The organism is Siphonobacter sp. SORGH_AS_1065, assembly GCF_030818595.1.
Taxonomy (GTDB): Bacteria; Bacteroidota; Bacteroidia; order Cytophagales; family Spirosomataceae; genus Siphonobacter.
Map to the genome: position 1 here is coordinate 926,639 of NZ_JAUTAM010000004.1, position 20,891 is coordinate 947,529.

The 20,891-nt window shown below is 44.6% G+C and carries 11 protein-coding genes; 4 read left to right on the forward strand and 7 right to left on the reverse strand.

Going from position 1 to position 20,891, the window contains the following annotated elements:
* The first annotated feature begins 64 nt into the window (after positions 1–64).
* The 3 genes from QE390_RS04600 to QE390_RS04610 all read left to right on the forward strand — a co-directional run bounded on the left by QE390_RS04600 (position 65) and on the right by QE390_RS04610 (position 1,624).
* Positions 65–349 carry a hypothetical protein gene (locus QE390_RS04600; protein WP_307141280.1) on the forward strand — a complete coding sequence of 95 codons (285 nt, stop codon included), beginning with the start codon at positions 65–67 and terminating at the stop codon, positions 347–349.
* Positions 280–768, forward strand: coding sequence for a hypothetical protein (locus QE390_RS04605; RefSeq protein ID WP_307141281.1), 489 nt, complete (start codon positions 280–282; stop codon positions 766–768). Before QE390_RS04600 ends, QE390_RS04605 begins: the two co-directional genes overlap by 70 nt.
* A 61-nt stretch (positions 769–829) precedes the next feature.
* Positions 830–1,624 (forward strand): DUF2625 domain-containing protein, encoded by a 795-nt coding sequence (locus tag QE390_RS04610; protein ID WP_307141282.1) that lies wholly within the window; start codon positions 830–832, stop codon positions 1,622–1,624.
* Between the two features lie 95 nt (positions 1,625–1,719).
* Here the strand turns inward: QE390_RS04610 and QE390_RS04615 are convergent, their stop codons facing one another.
* On the reverse strand, positions 1,720–3,585 hold the full coding sequence (locus QE390_RS04615) for a glycoside hydrolase family 127 protein (protein ID WP_307141283.1): 1,866 nt from the start codon (positions 3,583–3,585) through the stop codon (positions 1,720–1,722).
* Between the two features lie 308 nt (positions 3,586–3,893).
* Entirely contained in the window at positions 3,894–6,698 is a 2,805-nt protein-coding gene (locus tag QE390_RS04620) for a bifunctional aconitate hydratase 2/2-methylisocitrate dehydratase (protein WP_307141284.1), read from the reverse strand.
* A 356-nt stretch (positions 6,699–7,054) separates the two neighbouring features.
* On the opposite strand from QE390_RS04620, the gene QE390_RS04625 reads away from it, so the two are divergent.
* Positions 7,055–8,452: an ADP-ribosylglycohydrolase family protein gene (locus QE390_RS04625; protein WP_307141285.1), complete on the forward strand. Its 1,398-nt coding sequence runs from the start codon at positions 7,055–7,057 to the stop codon at positions 8,450–8,452.
* A 424-nt stretch (positions 8,453–8,876) separates the two neighbouring features.
* Here QE390_RS04625 and QE390_RS04630 read toward each other — a convergent pair whose 3' ends face one another.
* From QE390_RS04630 to dnaE, 5 genes are all read right to left on the reverse strand, one after another.
* Positions 8,877–9,338, reverse strand: a complete 462-nt coding sequence (locus QE390_RS04630; RefSeq protein WP_307141286.1) for a putative immunity protein — start codon at positions 9,336–9,338, stop codon at positions 8,877–8,879.
* A 415-nt stretch (positions 9,339–9,753) separates the two neighbouring features.
* Positions 9,754–12,993, reverse strand: coding sequence for a TonB-dependent receptor (locus tag QE390_RS04635; RefSeq protein ID WP_307141287.1), 3,240 nt, complete (start codon positions 12,991–12,993; stop codon positions 9,754–9,756).
* A 408-nt stretch (positions 12,994–13,401) separates the two neighbouring features.
* Positions 13,402–15,360, reverse strand: coding sequence for a family 43 glycosylhydrolase (locus QE390_RS04640; protein WP_307141288.1), 1,959 nt, complete (start codon positions 15,358–15,360; stop codon positions 13,402–13,404).
* Between the two features lie 699 nt (positions 15,361–16,059).
* Positions 16,060–16,731, reverse strand: a complete 672-nt coding sequence (locus QE390_RS04645) for a hypothetical protein (protein WP_307141289.1) — start codon at positions 16,729–16,731, stop codon at positions 16,060–16,062.
* 418 nt (positions 16,732–17,149) lie between these two features.
* Positions 17,150–20,752: a DNA polymerase III subunit alpha gene (dnaE, locus tag QE390_RS04650; RefSeq protein WP_307141290.1), complete on the reverse strand. Its 3,603-nt coding sequence runs from the start codon at positions 20,750–20,752 to the stop codon at positions 17,150–17,152.
* Between the last annotated feature and the right edge of the window lie 139 nt (positions 20,753–20,891).

The window sequence follows — 20,891 nt, forward strand, 5'->3', positions numbered from 1 at the left end:
TGTGGTTACCTAATATTGCCTAACGACATGGACCTCTACCATTCCACATCTGTAATTCTAACCTATGGAGGAAATTAAGCCTTACACTACCTTTGAAGAAGCCCTCCGTGATCTGGATAATGGCGGTCACTTTTATAACCTGTTTACCCAAGCTGAAGACGATATCATTACTCAGGCCGAATTGTCTAAAGTATCTGGTGTGTTTTTCGCCAAACAGCAAATGATTTTATTTCTGGAAATGGCTCTTTCCAAACTTGATGAGACGGAAAAACTGAAGTTTTGTCGAAGTTGGACGAATCGCTCCAGAGTTGTTATCAGCAATACAAACCCCAACGTCTGGCCTCTTTAAGAACGGATGAAAAAGGTAAACTTACGTCCAGTACGATCATTACCGGCATTCCCAAACTACAGGAATCAAAATCCTATTTAAATGGCTTTATTATGATTCCCGTTGGAAAGTCGTTCACCATAGTACCCATTATGGATCTATACCAGGTGTACGAAATTGCCGAAGAAGGTTCTTCCTATCAGGTTATTATGGCTAATAGTAAAAGTAAAACCAAATTGACGTTACCCGAAACCTCCCTAACGGTGGGTGGTGTCTGGAAAAAATTCACTTCTTCGTACGGTGAAAACAAACCCATAACCCAGGAACTTTCCCCGGGCATACCTCAGTCTTACGACTACATTACTAGCGTTTTTGAAAAGCTGGAGTCAGATCAGAAAACGACAAATTATCTGGAGATCAATTACTTCATAAGATCATGATCTATTTTTACTGTCTAAGATTTTACGATTAAAAGTATTGCTTCCCCTATCATCCAAACGAATGAGTAATAACGCTGTTGACCTCCGCCATTTTCAAAGCTTTTTGAGAAAAACAAGCACGGTTCTTGTTCTCACCCTATTACCCCTGATGGCATCTGCACAAAACAAAATGCGTCCGCTTGAACAGCTTATCAATGAAACTGACTCAGGATGGCCCCTCGTGCAGGAGTGGATCAGTAAGGCCAAAAACAAAGTACAAGTTCTCCCCTGTAATACAAACCGAGCAAAAGACGCTTTATATAAAACACAAGTAACTACGCGTTCTCCAATGGGAGCGATTGTTTATGCCACAGGTGGGTTACTCATTGATCATGGGTGGATACGTGTTCTAGGGTCTGGCTGCTCTAAACTTAATCGTTCCCTTCCTGACTGGAACAAGGGAAAATCCTTCAAGGAATTTGGCCAACGGCCTGGGGTTCTCCTGATAGCTGATGATGTTGCAGGAGGTTTTTTCGCGGTAAATGGAGGGGCTTTGGGAAGTGATGCTGGTAAAGTTTATTATTTATCCCCTGATCAGCTGGAATGGGAGCCCCTGGACCTCACCTATACCGATTTCTTGCATTTTTGCTTTAACGGCGACTTGGCTACGTTTTATAAAGACCTTCGCTGGAAAAACTGGAAGAGTGACGTGGAGAAACTGAACGGCGATACCGTTTTTAACTTTTATCCTTATCTATGGACAAAAGAGGGCCAGAATATTAACAAAGTGTCAAGAAAGGCTGTACCTATTGAAGAACAATATCTTCTGAATTTAGATCTTATAAAGCAGCTTCTTGAAAAAAAGAATGGCTCATAGTCTCAGAAGTAACTCCCCTGTTCGTCCGCGACTATTTCGCGGACGACTTCATTTTAACCTTTTCAGCAAGCTTCCCTAGCAGCTCGCAAAAAATATTAGAGTTTCTGGGGATTGAGTAATTGAGGCAACCAGACTCGAAATCTCGAACGTGCATCATTAGTATTTCCTGCCGACGCATAATCACACAAAATAACCGATACGGGGTTTCCCGGCCCTTCTTTGTATGATTCTGGCATAAATGATCCCTGAAACTGCATCCAGATTCCATCCGTGTTTTCCTTTACCAGATCGAGTTTCAGCGTACCTGTTTTGTCCATCATAGGGCTCAGTGTAGCATCAATCACTGGACCTGGTAAGCGGGCATCCCGTGCCAGCAGAATCGGGCCTCTTACAATTGCCACCTGTTGCGGTTCAGTCCCCATCTGAATTACTTTTCCCTGAAGGTACAGATTCAGCGTGATCTCGTCTCCTGATTTCCAGGATTGTTTCAGGCGTTTGTATGTCCCTTTCTTACCCGAAACTTCCTGAGATTTTACCAACAATTGATACGAATCCGCCCATTCGGGGATCCGTACATCAACGGCAAAATCTTCTGCTTGGGGGATTTCTATTTTCCAATGGATGTCTCCAGAAACGGGATAACGAGTCTGGCATTTCACCGTGACAACCTGACCTTTCGGACTTTTGAAGGTATAACTTCCGGGTACGAAAAAATTCAACTGTACGCCCTGCTGGCTTTGCATAACTACCGTGGAAGGTAACGTAAAAAGTCCACGAGGACCACTGGCCACGCAGCAGTTTAGTCCCATACCACATTGCTCGGAACCTTCCAGTCGTTGGCCCATGAGCGGCGTATACTTGGCCCAGTCAGAGCCGTCAGGTTTCATCGATCCCAGCAATGCGTTGTAATACGTCTGTTCAATGGCATCAGCGTATTTGGCTTCCCCTGTCAACCTTAGCAATTGTTGGTTCAGCTTAATCCAGGTGGCCGTAACGCAAGTTTCCTGATAATGGTGTATGGCCATCGTCTGGTACTTTTTCCCGCCAAACCAGCATTCTACCGCAGACCCCGAGCCTGCCAGGTTAATTTCCGTATCATGGATATTCTGCCAAGTTTTTTCGACCGCTTCACGATACGAGGCTTTGCCCGTGACTCGGTACAGCTCCAACAGGCCTTCGTAACAGGACATCATTTCGTATGCTTTCTGACCCTGCTCCCAACCAAACCAATTTTGTGGTTTCGGAAAACGCTCAGATACGGGAACACCCGCCCTGGTGATCAACTGTGGACCATCCGCCGACTCCCATTGGCGAACAATCTCTTCCGCAAACTGTAAGTATTTGGGTTCTTTGGTACGCGTATAAAGTAGCGTGATGGGCTCCAGTACGGAAGACGTGGCCATGCCCCGGTGATTCCCTTTTCGTACCAATAGAACGTTCTTCTCTTTTAATTGCTGAATCAGGTGGTCAGCCAACCGACGGGCAGCCGTCAGGCTTTTGGCATCCTGAGTAAGATCATAATACGCCAGCAAACCCAGCATACAATATTTTCTTCCCCAAATATCCCATTGCTCCAGTTGACTGGCCTCGCTGTAGTTTCCAATGTATCCATCCGGGGTTTGCGTAGCGATAAGTCCCTGAACTGCTTTATCAAGTTTAGCTTTCAAGGTGGGCTCCGGTTTGTACCGATAAGCTAGTACGGCTGACGTAAACCATTTACCCCAGAATTCACTCTGCCAGCATCGGGTCTCGGTTCGGTCACGAAACGGGGATACGAGACGATCTACGTCTTGTGCCAGGATACGGTTCTGATACGAAGCATCCAGTTTTTCACCTATATATCCGGTAATTTTTTCCGTATAAACCGGCGTTAACTCGTCCGGTACAGGAGATTGGGCTGTTGCCGGTAACCAACCCAGGCATCCAATGAGCAGTGATGCCTGTCGAATGAGGCGAAGCATAGGATGATCTTTTCGTTTAGAGGATACTTATTCTCTGATAAGCATAATCTAAAATACAAAAAATCTAATGAGGTGTCCTATAAAAATGTTAAATGCGTAGCGGCGTATGACGGAAAGGCACGAAAGAAAGTCCAATCAAAAACTATTAGATTAGCTATGGATGTATCGCCTGAATACACCCTACAAAGGGAAGTCCTTTAGCAATGCTCAAGATAACCGGAAAGAAGAGTCGCATAAACCTAAACAAAAAGACCCATCCGCATAAAGCCGATGGGTCTTTCCCTAATCAGAAAACCTTACTAAGATCCTTAGAAAGAAAGCTGATGAGTCGCGGAGGAACTCGTCGTCATTTTCTGAACAGGTGGGGCAAATTGGGTTAACTTGATTCCCTTCACTGCCGTTTTGTATTCTTCGATTGTAGGAGTTCTACCTAAAATGGCAGAAAGAACCACCACCGGCGTAGAGGCCAGTAAAGACTCTCCTTTCTTACGATCTGAATCTTTTACCACACGTCCCTGGAACAAACGAGTAGACGTAGCCATTACGGTATCGCCCTTCTCTGCTTTTTCCTGGTTACCCATACACAGGTTACAACCGGGACGCTCCAGATAGAGGATGTTTTCGTATTCGGTGCGAGCCGTTACTTTCGGAGCCGCATCATCGAATTCGAAACCGGAATACTTTTGCAGTACATCCCAATCACCTTCCTCTTTCAATTCAGCGATGATGTTATAGGTCGGAGCCGCCACTACTAACGGAGCCTGGAATTCTACTTTCCCGTAGTGCTCTTCCAGGTTTTTGAGCATTTTGGCAACGATTTTGATGTCTCCTTTGTGTACCATGCAGGAGCCCACAAAACCCAGGTCTACGTGCTTTTCGCCTTCATAATAGGTCAGGTCGCGAATGGTATCGTGCGTATATCGCTTCGAGGCATCCACGTTATTTACGTCAGGATCGGCAATCATAGGCTCATCAATGATGTCCAGATCAACTACGAATTCTGCGTAATACTTCGCATTATCATCAGGAGTCAAAGGAGGCTTCTCACCTGATTTAATTTCGTTAATTCGCTTATCAGCTTTATCGATCAGCCCTTGCAGTACCTGCTTCTCATTATCCATGCCCTTTTCGATCATGATTCGGATGCGATCTTTCGCGATCTCTAATGATTCGATGAGCGTTTCAGGCTGAGAAATACAGATCGAAGCTTTGGCTTTCATCTCTGCCGTCCAGTCGGTGAAAGTAAAGGCCTGATCTGAAAGTAAGGTACCGATGTGTACTTCGATTACCCGGCCCTGGAATACGTTTTCACCATTGAATTCCTTCAGCATCTGTAACTGGGTAGCGTGCACGACATCCCGGAAATCCAGGTGATCCTTCATTTTACCCTTGAACGTTACCTTAACCGATTCAGGAATAGGCATGGAAGCTTCACCCGTAGCCAGTGCCAGAGCAACCGTACCCGAGTCAGCACCGAAGGCCACACCTTTTGACATCCGGGTATGGGAGTCTCCCCCGATAATGATCGCCCAGTCGTCTACCGTGATATCATTCAAAACCTTGTGAATTACGTCAGTCATGGAATGATAAACTCCTTTGGGGTCACGGGCCGTGATGAGACCGAAGTCATTCATAAATTTCATCAGTCGGGGAATATTCTGCTGAGATTTGCTATCCCAAACTGATGCCGTGTGGCAACCCGATTGATAACCAGCGTCTACGATGGGAGAAATCACCGTGGCAGCCATAGACTCCAGCTCCTGAGCCGTCATTAATCCCGTCGTATCCTGCGAGCCTACAATGTTTACCTTCGCCCGAACGTAAGAACCGGCGTGTAAGGTAGCACCAGAGGTTCCCACCGCATTGCGATTGAATATTTTTTCTACCGCTGTAAGGCCTTGTCCTGGAATGGAGATTTCTTTCGATGGAGCGAATACCGCAGGAGCCGTAATGCCCAGCGTCTTTGCCGCAAACGTCTGTAATTTTTTACCGAATTCGATGGAGTAAGAACCACCGGCTTTCATGAACTCGATTTTCTGAGGTGTGAAGGCTGAACTCACATCCATTACCTCCTGGCCATCTTTGTAAAGCTTCTTGGTCTTGGTATTCACCGTAAGCACCGTTCCGGTATCCACCGAATACGTTTGCTTTAACACGGGCTGACCATCCGCATCGACGATAAGCTTACCGTTTTCATCGAACTGCTTCACCCAGTTTTTAAGATCCAGGCCAATACCACCCGTTACGCCAACCGTAGTCAGGAAGATCGGAGAAATGCCGTTAGTTCCGGCTACTACCGGAGCAATGTTCACGAAAGGCACATAAGGACTAGCCTGCTTACCAATCCAGAGAGCCACGTTATTTACACCCGACATCCGCGAAGAACCTACGCCCATCGTGCCTTTTTCAGCCACCAGCATAACTGTTTTATCAGGATGTTGAGCTTTGAGTTCCTTCAGTGCGGCTTGTTGTGCTTTGTTGTGCTCAAACATACACTGGCCGTGCAGTTCACGGTCTGAACGTGAGTGAGCATCACTGCCGGGAGAGAGTAAATCCGTAGAAATATCACCAATACCGGCAATGAAAGTTACCAAGGTAATCTCTTCGGGGATATCAGGTAACTTGGTATAGAAGTCTGCTCGAGCGTAACTCTCAAGAATATCTTTAGCAATTTCGCTGCCGTTTTTGTAAGCCTGCTCTAAACGGTCGGTATCTGCGTCGTAGAGGAATACCTGCGTTTTTAAAACCTCAGCTGCCTGTGTGGCAATGGCAAGATCATCGCCTAAGGCTAAATCCAGTAATACCTCAATGGAAGGACCGCCCTTCATGTGGGACAACTGCTCAAAAGCAAAAGCGGGGGTAATTTCTTTTACTTCCGACTCACCCAGAATAATCTCCTTCAGGAACTTTGCCTTTACACGAGCTGCACTGGTAGTGCCGGGTAATACATTATAAATAAAGAATTGAAGTGACTCATCCCGATGCTCGTGGCCGGCGTGTTTGATCTGTTCAATGACCTCGTACATCAACTCAGCTCCATCAATCGGCAAAGGGTGAAGCCCCTGGGCTTCTCTATCTATAATCTGCTTTTGATACTCGTCATATTTGCTCATAATTAACCTATTAGTTCAAGAAGATTAGATAAATCATCGAAAACTACAAATCTACTAAAAAAGTAGTAAATAGCCTTTCTATGCGTTGTTTTTCGCAGGACGGAGGGCCCCTGTAGAGGATGGCTAAAGTAAGTATTTTCCGAAGACGACAAGGCCATTCCAACGTATCAAGCTGGAAAGCCATCTCAGACCAATCGTTACTTGGATAGATCTGGACGAAGGAATAGGCAAAGTCCTCGGTTTTACGTAACCCGATGTAACTATTCACCAATATCACTTGGAGTAAATTATCCCCCCGTTCGCCTGCGACCATATCGCGGATATCCTAAAGCATGGACTAACGGAGAAATCTTGTAATGAACGCACCAGCAACAAAAGCAACTTGGAAAAATTTTCCTATGGATCATCCCAAACGGATTGACATACACTTGCTGTTTACAGACAGGCAATTCTCTACGTTAGTAGCAGGACTTATTCCTCAGCAAATGGAAGACAAATGGTTCATTTATTACGAAAATGAATGGCTTTATTTTCATCGTTCCTGGACAGGTCATGGTATTTATAAAGCAAAAATCAATAAAGTAACTGACGGTTACTCCATAAAAGAGTTTTGGGCGGAAAGAAACCCGAAAAAATATAAAAATCAGGATGATACTACTGACCTTGAAACGTTTTCATTTTTAATTGCAAGAGGTATTTTAGGGATTAATGTTCGTAACATTTATCCAGGAAGAACTACAAAGTCAGAAACTGATGCTCTAATAGACTGGAGTACCTTTGGAAATATGCTTTTCACAAATCAAGGTGTTGATTATTTTTATGAAATAACATCTGCTCTTTTCGGTGTTGCTACTGGCGATGCTTTGGGTGTTCCTGTAGAGTTCAACAATAGGGAATCCATTAGTAAAAATCCCGTAACGGATATGATTGGTTATGGAACATATAATTTGCCAGCAGGAACCTGGTCAGATGACAGTTCGCTCACTTTTTGCCTTACCGAAGCATTAACCCAAGACTTTGACTTACATGTAATCGGGCAAAATTTTGTAAAATGGTATCAGGAAAATTACTGGACACCGCACGGAAACGTTTTTGATATTGGCATGGCCACACAACAGGCTATTTCACGACTTGCCCAAGGTGAAGAACCAGAATTAGCTGGCGGCTTTGAGGAAAGCGACAACGGAAATGGTTCGCTTATGCGAATTTTACCCTTGCTTTTCTATTTGCTTGACAAACCAATCAAAGAACGCTACGCCATTACCAAACAAGTTTCGTCGCTTACTCATGGGCATATCCGTTCTGTAATTGCTTGCTTCTATTATCTTGAATTTGCAAAGCAAATTTTGGAAGGTAAAGACAAAATTGAAGTTTACAGAAACCTGCAAATAGAAATCCCCAATTACTTGACCAGTATAGCCATCAATCCGAAAGAGATTGCGTTGTTTGACAGGCTACTAAAAGGAAATATTGATAAAATTGAAGAAGAAAAAATTTTAAGTGATGGTTATGTTTTGCATACACTTGAAGCAAGTATCTGGTGTGTACTAACCACTAATAGCTACGAAGAAGCCGTTTTACGAGCGGTAAATCTAGGGGAAGATACAGATACCACTGGTGCAGTAACAGGAGGACTAGCAGGTCTTCTATACGGATTTAATAAAATTCCTTTACATTGGCTTCGACAACTAGCAAGATATGACGACATTGAAAACCTGGCGAAGCGATTTAACAACAAAATTACCAGCCGCTAATACGGTAACGGTATCCACCATTCTCCCATGAACATGTTGAGCAATGGCGTCGGAGACACCCATTAGTTGTCATTGCATATTTATCCCCAAATTTACCTTTTAAAGAATATGATAACTGGATTACCCCCAGAAGTTAGACACTTACTGGGGTATTTTTATCGCAAAGGGGAGAGGAACAACTACTGTATGGTTTCACTATGAGTAATTATCAATCTCCATTACTAAGTGGCTTATCGACATCTATTGTTAGAAATGTCTTATCAAAACTCAATAATGATTGAAGTGTAAGGGTATTCTTCCTATTTACGTCACAAACGAATATCTATAAAATCTATATTATAAACGCGGACGAACAGGGAAATTTAAACTATAAACTTAAAGTAGCATATCCGCCAACTCCACCACAACTTTTCATTCATTTAGCTTAAAGGTTCTTCAATAAATTGATCTGGGCTTTTCGCTCTTTTCTTACCTCTGCCCTATCGCCGGGAAACATTTTGTTAATCAGTGTAACCGCAAAATCAGTGGCCCATAAGCCATGATATTTTGTATGTGGGCTTGCGGCTATTTGTGCCATAGTTCTTAAAAACTTCACCTTAACCAAGTCTTTTTCAAGTTTAGCAATTCTGCTAATCTCAAGACTCAAATTCCTTGCTTCGTGATAATTGGTCTTTCCATCCAGCCACCTTTGCATGGCTTCGAATGCTTCCTTTATTTCACGACAAGGCTCAAAACCCGTTAGATCTATCAGATGTTGCCCGAACATCAAACAAAACTGCACCATCTCCCGGTGGCTTTTAGTATCGTACAGAACTATAAATTCCTGCTTCAACTCAGGGATATCCTCTATCTTCCCGACTAATCGCTGGTATTCGTAAATATTCATGAGCTTTTTATGTTTATGCAGCCCTCACTCGACTCTATCAAACGGACGGTACAATTGTGCTTCTCAAAACTCGTATAAAAACTTCTGTATTGACCCAAAGTCCGCCTATAGACACTCATACGAGACTTTTTATCAATTATTCGCTTCGCCATTTTAGGTGACATTCCGCTAAACACCAATAACGGCGAGAATGTGAAAAGTATTTGAATTGTTGATGGAATGTGCATAGGCAGAAACGGCTCTTTGCCTTTTGCTATAATCATAAAACCAGTCCTTCAATCAAAGCCTACATTACAGGGACGTAACTCTGTAAAATCCGCTTCTAAATAAGGGAAGGGTACTGAATCAATCATGACTTATGTGATTGATTCAGTACCCTTCCCTTGTTAGATACTTCCTATTACTCAGCTCAAGCCTAGAAAGAATACCGGGCTCCTAACTGCATTTGCCAGCGAGATCCGAGGGGATCAATCGAATAGGGCGTGGTAGGACGGCTCCAGGTAAAGGTCGGGTCGCCCGTAGTGGGGTTAGTAGCCCGAGCTAGACCGATAGAAGCCGTTGAGTTAAAGGTATTGGGTGAGAAGTAATAATACCCTAACTTCTTGTCTACCAGATTCAGGAAGTTAAGGATGTCATACGAAAGCTGAAGAGAATGGCCATTTTTCATGGTAATCTCGTGTAGAAAACGTAAGTCCATCGTATTGTTCCAGGGGGTACGTCCACCGTTACGCTCCGTAAAGGTTCCCATGCGGGTTTTCAGGTAGTTATCACTCTGCACAAAGGCCATGAAATCCTGTGCCTGTGTACCCGTTGGGAGTAACTTCTGAGCTTCCGTCAGATCTTTTGGAATGTAGGCTAACCCGTTTGCTTGTCCAGAACCATTAATCGTTGAGTTAACATACCCCCAGGAATACGCAGAACCTGACTGGAAAGAAGCGAACAGAGAAACCGTCGTGGCGTTGGTATTGCTCCACTTCTGGCGGTAATTAACGCTGGCTACGATGCGGTGACGAATGTCAAAGTTCGAATAAGCCAGAGATGGATTGTTCGGTGAGAGCGACTGGTTCAACTGCCAGTTCGATTCCATGGAGTTCCGAATACCATTGGTGATATCAAAAGCCTTTCCATACGTATAGGCAGCAGAGAAACCTAAACCTGCCGAGTAGTTTTTCTGAATCTGGGCAGTTAAGCTATACCGACGTCCCTGACTCGTGTTGGAAAGCATGTACGCGTTCGCGAAGTTATTATCAATCCGCTGGGCACCCGCCGCTCCGGTTGACGATACGTAAATAGGCTGCTGATGCTGCGTGTCATAACTGTAGTAACAAACGACATCTTTGGTATTCACCTGTTGGAATTTCAGGTCATGGATGACTTTCGTATACAATCCTTCCAGCGTGATCTTATAACCGTTGATTACATAGTCTACGGCTAAGTTACTCCGAAACATCTGAGGCATCTTGAAGTTATTGTCAATCAAGTCAACCTGAGTCCGGCGAGTACCTCCGTTGTTATTGTTAATAGCCAAGGCTCCACCCGGTACCAGCGGATCTCCTACGAGTTTCGTGGAGGCGGTAGCGTTGTTGTTAAAATCATAAGCACCGTAACCTACCCCGTTGTTATAAAACGCATAGCCCAGCCAGGCAAAAGGAATCCGGCCCGTAAACAGACCCGCTCCACCCCGAATGACAAGACTTTTATCCCCTTTCGCATCGATATTGAAGCCCAAACGAGGCGATACCTGTACATTGTTCAGATACTTATTCGTGATCTGATTTAAAGGAGTGTACGTATAGGTTGTACCGTAATTAGGATCTCCCGTAGAAGCCGCTACCTGAGGACTCAACGCAGGTTTGGTAGGTAATCCCGTATAATCGAAACGAATGCCGGGAGAAAGTTTAATACGATCCGTAAGCTGAATATCATCCTGAGCATACAAACTCAGCAGGTTAACATTGAAATGAGCGTAGGGATTGTTGAATTGATTGTCGAGGCTGTTGCTGGCATCAGCAAACGGATACGAACCCCGCACCCGGTTGGGTAAGTTAATCAGGAAGTTCTGAACACCATCGCGGGCAGGTGTAGAAGCATTTGCCGCCGTTGAAACGTATGAAATCCGACCATTAGGAGCATTCACGAATCCATAATCAATTGTATAAAATTCGTTGTGCGTACCTACCGTGAAGGTATGGTTACCTTTGTAGAAGGTGAAGTTATCCGTTAACTCAAACGTTTTCTGACGCAGGTTGAACACGGAAGCTTCCCGGTCGTTACCCAGGAAGATCGTACCGCCATTGTAAGCAATCTCTACCTGTGGGAATGTACGAATATTAGAAAGGGTCGTACGGTAATCGTGTACAGTAGAATATCCTGCAATTAAGCTATTGGAAGCACGTCCGAATTGCGTTTTCAACTCCGCAACCGTACTGGTCTGGTTGTTATTCTGACGGAAATCGATGCTACCGAAACGGAAGTTTGCGGCATCCCGCTCGAGGTTGGTTGCTTCCGAGAATACCGTGTTATTACGCAAGCTTAACTGATTACGAGCATTGATATTCCAGTCCAGACGATTGAAGAATTTCGTACTTTTTGAATAGATGGAATAATTACCGTACGAACCAGCCTCAAACCCGTAATTAGTTTTCACGAAATCTGAAATCTGTTGAGCTACTGCCGCATCTTTAATCAGAGAAGAAGCCGAACCTGCCTGGAACTGTACGGGATCCTGACGGTTGGTGATTTCTTCATTAGTAAAGAAAAACAGCTTGTTCTTGATGAGAGGTAAGCCTACTCTAAAACCCGTTTGATATTCGTGAAAAGTGCTGGGTAGCTTTTCTTTTGCGTTGGCGGCTCCATTCCAGGCTCCCGTCAGCGTCGCATTGCGACCAAAACCATAGACAGAACCCGAAACCTTGTTTGTACCACTCCGCGTAACGGCGTTTACCGATCCACCCAGGAAGTTACCCAGCCGTACGTCGAACGGAGCAACGGCTACCTGAATATCCTGAATGGCATCCAGACTAACGGGGTTGGTACGCGTACTTGAACCGGGCTGTCCTGACGTTCCGGTTGATCCACCCAGCGAGGGGCTAAAACCAATGGCATCGTTATTAATCGCTCCGTCAATCGTTACGTTATTGTACCGGAAATTGGTACCCGCAAAGGAGTTCTGATTGTTTACCTGAGGCGTTAATCGCGTCATGTCCGTGAGGCTACGGGAGATCGTAGGCATTCGGCGAATCGTTTCACTACCCACGTTTAATCCGGCTCCGTTGCGTTCTCCTCCTTTTTCGCCTTTTACAACCAGCTCACCTAAGGTTTGGGTTGAGTTCTGCAAGGTGACGTTGATGGTAGTCGTTTCCCCTAATTGAAGGGTAACTCCGGGGATCGTATTTGTTTGAAAACCAATGGAGGAAAATGTAATTTCATAGGGGCCACCGACACTCATGTTATTGATTCGGTAACGGCCCTCCGTATCAGTAATGGCCGCATAACGGGTACCCGTGGGGGTAAAAACGGCCTGAACCGTGACTCCTACCAGCGTCTCTTTTTTGTCATCTATGACACGTCCACTCAAGCCGCTGGTGGTTACCTGAGCCCACGCCTGACTACTGACCAGTAAAGTAAATAGTAGAATAACCCTATAGAGTTTCATAAATTAGTTGGGATCCTTAAGTTTTAAGATGCCCCGCAATTTATGTCTGGTATGTTTCCTGAATATTAACAACTTCCCTCTAGAGATTATAATGAGATTAAAAGATACGACTAACGCCCACCCACCTGTTTTTTACCTAATAATTTCATTTATTTATCTCATTTATAAGTAGTTGATAGTTTTTCGTTGTTAGTTAATAGACTGGCACTTAGTACTTCTACGCCGACCTATCTATTATTAAATCATTATAAGAACTTATCACCACTTGACCGTAGGTTTCTACTGTATGATTTTCGTAAAATCCATTTATGATTATTCAAAACCCGTTTAAACCAGCAACGAGTTAATCGATAAAGAGACCTAGCTCCTTCATCCATTAACTCGTTGCTGGTTTAAATTCAGTAAAACCTATTTAGTTGGGCTGTAAGTATTCGATACGCCTTCACTAGTCATCATTACTCGTTTTATGGTTCCGTTTTTATTGTAGTCCAATTTGTCGATACATATCGAGCGGCTATAGCTATTACCATCGGTTTGAATACCGCCGTTATGATAAATGAAGTACCACTGCCCTTTGTGCTGGACAATCGCCTGATGATTAGTATTACTGTTTCCGGCAATCTCATTTAAAATACCTTTGTATTCGTAAGGTCCTTCAATGGAATTAGCCACTGCATACGCAATTTTTTCCGGGAAGCCCGTCGCATAACTCAGGTAATATTTGCCCTTGTAGGCATGAATCCAGGGAGCTTCCGTAAAATCGAAACCAGGGAACTGAACCCGTTTAATTTCCCCTTCTATCTCGATCATGTTCTTTTTTAATTTGGCATAATAGCATTCGAGGTTGCCCCAGAAAAGCCAGGCCTGATCGTTAGCATCGATATATACCGTAGGGTCAATACAGGCCCAGGAGTGGGAAGAGGCAAAACAATCCTTATTAGTAAGCAGAGGTTTCCCCAACGCATCTCTGTAAGGTCCTTCCGGTCGATCCGCTACTGCAACTCCAATACCTGACCAGTTTGTGCTGATGTACCAGTAATATTTCCCGTTTCTTTCCATGACCTGACCCGCGTACGCATCTCCACTCTTCGCCCAGGGGAAGTCCGTTATTTTTAAGGGCACGGGATACTGGGTCCACGTTTTCAAATCCGTGGTTGAATACACCAGCCAGTCTTTCATTTTATATCCACTTTGCCCACCGGCGAAATCGTGACCCGCGAACAACCACAGCGTATCTCCTTTCACCAGTGCCGCCGGATCAGCTGTGTACGCATGCGTAATGATGGGGTTTCCTTTCGAAGTAAATGAATAGCGATCAGAAGCCTCGACGGGTTGTAACAAGTCATTAGGAACGCCCCCCCATTTCGCCTGTAGACGGCGGGCTTCTTCTCGGGTAATGCCGATGACACTGCCATGCCGGGGATTAAAGTTTTTGGTGAAAGACTCGGGTTTATCCGTAAAATGATACAGATCGGTGCTCCGCTGAAACTCATACCGCAGGTTCGTGTATAGATCATACATCAAAATATACTCGTCCGAGTCGTTGAGTTTGAAGACACTGGAGCCCTCTACTACAATATGTTTATCCGAATAAGCATCCAGATACTTGAAATCCTCTACCCAGGGGCCGTTCAGCGATTTCGAAGTGGCCTGTTGAATGCCATTTTTGATTTCTTTGCCGCTCTCATCTTTTGTATTCCCTTTAAAGAACAGATGGTACGTGCCGTCTTTATAAACAATATCGCCATCAATGGCTCCGTACTTTGCCCGGAACATCAGCTTGGGTTCAGCCTCAAAACCAGTAAAGTCCTGATTGGCGTAGGCGGAATAAAAATCAAGCTTCGAATCGTCTTTGAAACGTACCGTGAAGTAGATCAGATACTTTTTGGCCTGGGGATCATAGATGGTCTGCGGAGCCCATACCCATTGTACATTCCCAAACGTCTGCGGGTAGGTTTTGGCCAGGTCGATACTCCGGTGGGTCCAATCCACTAGATTAGTGGAACGCAGCAGAACAATACCCGGATTACTCCCCCAACCATTTTTACCTACGAACATATCAGTTGCCGTCAGATAAAAGGTATTTCCATCCTGTCCGCGTAACAAATGTGGGTCCCGAATTCCACCCGTCTGCGAGATGTCACTGGAGGCAAGAATAGGCTGATTGTTATTTAAAGCAGACCAATGGATGGCATCCTTGCTGATGCCCAGGCGTAACTGCTCCTGCTTGAGCGGATCTCCTGAACCCTCGAAGTAAGCAAATAGATACCCTTCGAAGGGCGGTGAAGCCTGCTTGGTCTGGGTAAAAGCGGTTACACTGCTTAACATGGCCCACAGGAAGGCCATTGCTTTTTTGCGTAGATTCATTTTAGAAAATAGACTTAGTAGCACAAAATAGACGAGGTTTATTATTGTTCTTTTTAAAGCGACTATAAAAGGCCCGATGCATTTGCCCACAGGGAATGGGTTAGCCTTTTACTTGCCCTTTCCACCGCAGCATTTACTACTCTTATGTTGTCTTGAGCTGTTTATACTCGTTCTGGAAGAATTAATCTGGTAAGTATCTGCCTCTATTTTGGAAAATTAAGGCGTGCAACCCTGTCCTCCGAGCCGGAGTCATGGATGCCGGAGAGAAGTGTCTCTGGCCCTACTATTCCGGGTGTTAAGCCTGAAAGGCGTCACTTGGAATAGCTGATAAATGTCAGTCTGTGAGGGTCGGCAGTTGCAAACTACCTTTCGTCGTTCCAAGTTAGGTCTAATGGACGAACACTTGGAACAGTCTGAAATCATTTTTGCTGGGGCTTTGGGGCAGTGATGATAGGTAGTGGTGAATTTATGACGGATCTGTATTCCTGAAGAATCTTCTACTAATATGTTGAAATGAGCAGTTTATACTCATTCGCGAGCCGTTAATCGTAAGAATTTTGCTGTCGTTATGGGTGTTTAAGCAAAGCGAAACCAATAAATTTAATGAATATTATTATTTGCCCCACGAATAAAGTTGTTGATAACGCTACGCTAAATCCCGACAACGGCGGTAGTAACACCAACAATGGTAAGAATAATTTAATATTTATCTTGTATACCAGCTTCAATTCGCTTCTTTTTTATTTCGTCTTTGTTGGCTCTAAAGTAATTAATACTTTCTTCAATATCTTTCTCTTTTTTCGTCTTAATTTCTTCTAATTTAGTATCAGATAAGAACTTTGTTTTTTTATAGACGCTTGTATAAAATTTTATATTTTTTATTTCTGTTTTAATTATTTCCATGGTTGATGCAGCTTTTTCAACGTCATTGAAGCCATATGCATTTATATAACTACCAACAATTTGATTGAATGCCGTAAAAAGATGTTTAAGTTCGAAAGCTTCAGAACCTATACCTCTAATTTTTTCGGGATCAAGTGCTTCTACAAAAATTCTGGCTCTTGTCTTAGCAGTATGAAACCAATAAAATGATTCATCTTTTTTGCCTAGGTCATAAAGTCTCAAAGAAAGGACATATAAAGTCTCGATTGAAACATTGTTAATGTCCGCTTTAATTTTATTAGCTAAGTCAAGAAGCTGGGTAGTATCATTGGTTTTTAGCTGTTCGCTATATTTTCCAATATTAATTCTTAGTGGCTTATAATTATAGTAAGGTTCAGCGTAAAACGGAATTTGCCCATTATCTAAGTCTTGAGCACATAATTTAGTAAATGACAACAATATAAAAAGTACAATACTACTTCCCCTCATGATGCTATATATTATGGTATTTATTATTACTGCAATAAATAGTACTATACGTACTATTCTGGTTGGTCTTCAAAAATATATTAAATTCATATATAGTGGTATCAAAATATTTTAATTTATTACTAATTTTCTAATAAAGTACTATTTAATAGTTCATTACAATGACGAGATATATTTTCAATATCTTATTCATCTACGAATATGTTCTCAATCTTTCTACCGTTGTTAGTGTTTAAGCAAAGCGACACCAATAACTTAATTTCAGTTTTCAGTTCAATAACACAAATAACCCGAAAACCATGTTGTTAGCAATGCTCCATTAACTTCCAATGACGGCGAAGCGTATTAACGATGTCCACAAATAAAAAGACCCACTAGCCAAAGCCAGTGAGTCTTCCTTCTTATTAATATAAAAACCTTAATTCAACCGAAAACTATTCTTCCCAACCAACTGCTCCAATCCTTTAATCAGATCATTTGAGACGTTGATTTTATTGAAACGGCTTTGCAGCGTTACCTCTACCGGACTTTCCGAGTCTTTGAGTTTCACGAATAAGTTACAGGTGCCCGGATTTTGCTTGAATAACTCGCTCAGACTTGCCACCAGTTCCCCACTAACTTCCTGCAAATTAATCTCCAGACTCAACTGCTTACACATCTTCTCCCGTACTTCGGGTAATAGTTGAATCTGCGTAGCCTTGAACTCGTACTGCCCCTGGTTCCGCCAGCTCGGTTGCAGTTTTCCCCGAATGTACAGAAACCGATCCTGTGATACATACTGACCCATTTTTACGTAATCGTCGCCAAACAGGGCCAGTTCCATGCTTCCGGCATAATCTTCAATCGTAAACAAACAGAAGGGATTGCCATTTTTGGCGTATCGCTCTTGGTACTTGGTCACGATTCCGGCAATGCGGACATCGCGATTGTACCAGTTTTTTTCCTCTTCCGAATCGCGGAAACGGTCCAGTGTAATATCGCAGAAATTATCCAGCTCAATACGGAACTCATCCAGCGGGTGGCCGGATATGTATACGCCAATCACATCCCGTTCCTGATTGAGTTCGATCATTCGGGCCCAGGGCTCCGCCGAAGGGATGCGAGGAGCCATCATGTTGGCTCCACCACCCCCACTCATCGCTCCGAAAAGCGACACCTGAGCAGCGGCTTTTTCTTCGTGGTGCTTGTTGGCATACCGAATCAGCGTTTCGATGAACGTACCCGTTCCCGTATCGGCGAAGAATGCCGCCCGGTTGATGCCAAAGCTATCGAAGGCTCCGGCATAGGCCAGCGATTCCAACGTCTTCTTGTTCACCGTACGCAGGTTGATCCGCGTGACGAAGTCAAAAATATCCTGGTAAGGACCATTCGCGTTTCGTTCCTGAATGATGCTATCCACGGCCGCATCGCCCGTACCTTTAATGCCACCCAGACCAAAACGAATCTGCTTTTTCTTATTAACGTTAAATTCCTTGATGGATTCGTTCACGTCGGGACCTAATACGTCGAGACCCATCCGGCGGGTTTCCTCCATGAAGAGCGTAATCTTCTTGATGTCGCCCAGCTCGTTGGTTAAGTTGGCCGCCATGTACTCCTCCGGATAGTGGGCCTTCAGGTACGCCGTCTGGTAGGCCACGAATGCATAACAGGTCGAGTGCGACTTGTTGAAGGCGTACTGAGCAAACGCTTCCCAGTCGGTCCAGACCTTTTCAAGTTTCTTGGCATCCAGACCTTTGGCGACGGCTCCTTCCATGAATTTGCCCTTCATCTTGTCCAGCGTGGCCCGGTCTTTCTTACCCATGGCCTTCCGCAGTACGTCGGCGTCACCTTTGGAGAAGCCCGCCAGTTTCTGAGACAGCAACATCACCTGCTCCTGATACACCGTGATACCGTAGGTATCAGCCAGGTACTCTTCCATTTCGGGAAGATCATATACAACGGGTTTCCGGCCGTGTTTCCGGTCAATAAATTCAGGAATGTACTGAATCGGACCGGGCCGGTACAGGGCGTTCATCGCAATAAGGTCCTCAAACCGCGTGGGTTTTAGTTCCTTCATGTACTTCTGCATTCCCGGACTTTCGTATTGGAAAATCGCGTAGGTTTCACCGCGTTGGAAAAGCTCGTAAGTCTTCGGATCATCGAGCGGCAAACTATCCAGATCAATATCTACGCCGTGGTTTTGCTTAATCAGAGCCAGAGCGTTTTTCAGGATCGTCAACGTGGATAATCCTAAAAAGTCCATCTTGATTACCCCGGCATCCTCGATTACCTTTCCTTCAAACTGCGTGATAAACCAGTCCGAATCTTTTGAGGTACACACCGGAATAATATCCGTTAAGTCTTTAGGAGCGATGATAATACCCGCCGCGTGGATACCCGTACCGCGTACGGAGCCTTCCAGCTTCAGGGCTTCGGTCAGTACCTTACCCGCTACGGTATTGGATTTCATCGTATCCCGCAACTTCTGGATATTCTGAATTTCCTCGCCTCCCCAGCCTTCTTTATCCTTCACGCCGCCCGGCCCATCAATGGGAGCCAGCAGGACGCGTTGCAGGTTCAGATCCAGGGGTTTTTCCGGAATCAACTTCGTGAGTAAGTTGGTTTCATCCAAAGGTAAATCCAGTACCCGGCCCACGTCTTTGATGGCCGATTTGGCTTTCATCCCCGTGTAGCTCACAATCTGGGCTACCTGATTTCGACCGTATTTATCGACTACGTAGTCAATGACTTTCTGGCGACCCGCATCGTCAAAGTCCGTATCAATATCGGGCATAGATTTCCGGTCAGGATTCAGGAAACGCTCGAACAGCAGATTGTACTTAATCGGATCGATGTTCGTAATCCCGATGCAGTACGCCACCGCCGAACCCGCCGCCGAACCCCGACCCGGCCCCACGAATACGCCGATGTCACGACCCGCCTTGATAAAGTCCATCACGATGAGGAAGTATCCAGCGAAACCCATCGTTTTGATGGTATGCAGCTCAAAGTTGAGGCGTTCCTCGGCTTCGGGCGAAATAGTTTCATAGCGTTGACGTGCTCCTTCAAACGTCAGGTGACGCAGGTATTCCCACTGGTTCAGGGTATCATCAGCGTGTACCTTGAATTCGTCAGGAATGGGGAAATTGGGCAGAAGAATGTCTTTCTTCAGTTTCGGTTCAAAACACTTATCGACAATTTCCTGTGTATTGTCTAGGCCTTCGGGAATGTGGCCCCAGACGTTCAGCATTTCCGCTTTCGTCTTGAAATAAAACTGATCGTTGTAAAAGGCAAACCGCGACCCCCGGGGCATGGCCTCATCGTCCGAGAAATCCTTAGCCGAGGGCGTACTCTGCTTTTCGCCGGTGTTGACGCACAGCAAAATATCGTGAGCGTTGGCATCCTGCTGGTCTACGTAGTGACTATCATTAGAGACGATAATCTTCACATTATGCTTACGAGCAAACTTTAGCAATACTTCATTGACCCGCTTTTGATCGGGAATTTCGTGATCCTGTAGCTCGACGTAAAAGTCTTCACCGAAGATATTCAGCCACCACAAAAACTCCTTTTCACCTTCCTCTTCCCCTTTCCGTAGAATGGTTTTGGGCACGCTGGCTCCAATACAGCAGGTTGTGGCAATGAGGCCTTCGTGGTATTGTTCAATCAGGGTTTTATCAATGCGGGGGTACTTCCCGTACATCCCTTCAATGAAACCCAGCGAACAGAGTTTGACCAGATTTCGATAGCCAATTTCATTTTTGGCCAGCATTAACTGGTGATACCGAACGTCTTTCTTCTCCTTCGTAAATTTCTTCTCGTGACGATCCTGTACCACGTAAAACTCACAGCCTACGATGGGTTTTACCCCATGCTTCCCGGCTTCGGCCACGAATTTGAACACGCCGAACATATTACCGTGATCGGTAATGGCAACTGCCGAATGTCCATCAGCCTTGGCTTTCTTGAACATGCCACCAATATCGGCGGCACCGTCGAGCAGTGAAAATTTGGTATGGCAGTGAAGATGGGAAAAATGCATAATGACTGGGCTCTAATCGTAATTCAAACTTGAAGATACCATTAAAAACGTGGGGGTACAAGTTAGGTTCCGGGACGACGGGGAGAATTTGAAGAAAATAGCAGGGAATAGATGATAACCTTTTTACAGGGGCTGCTAT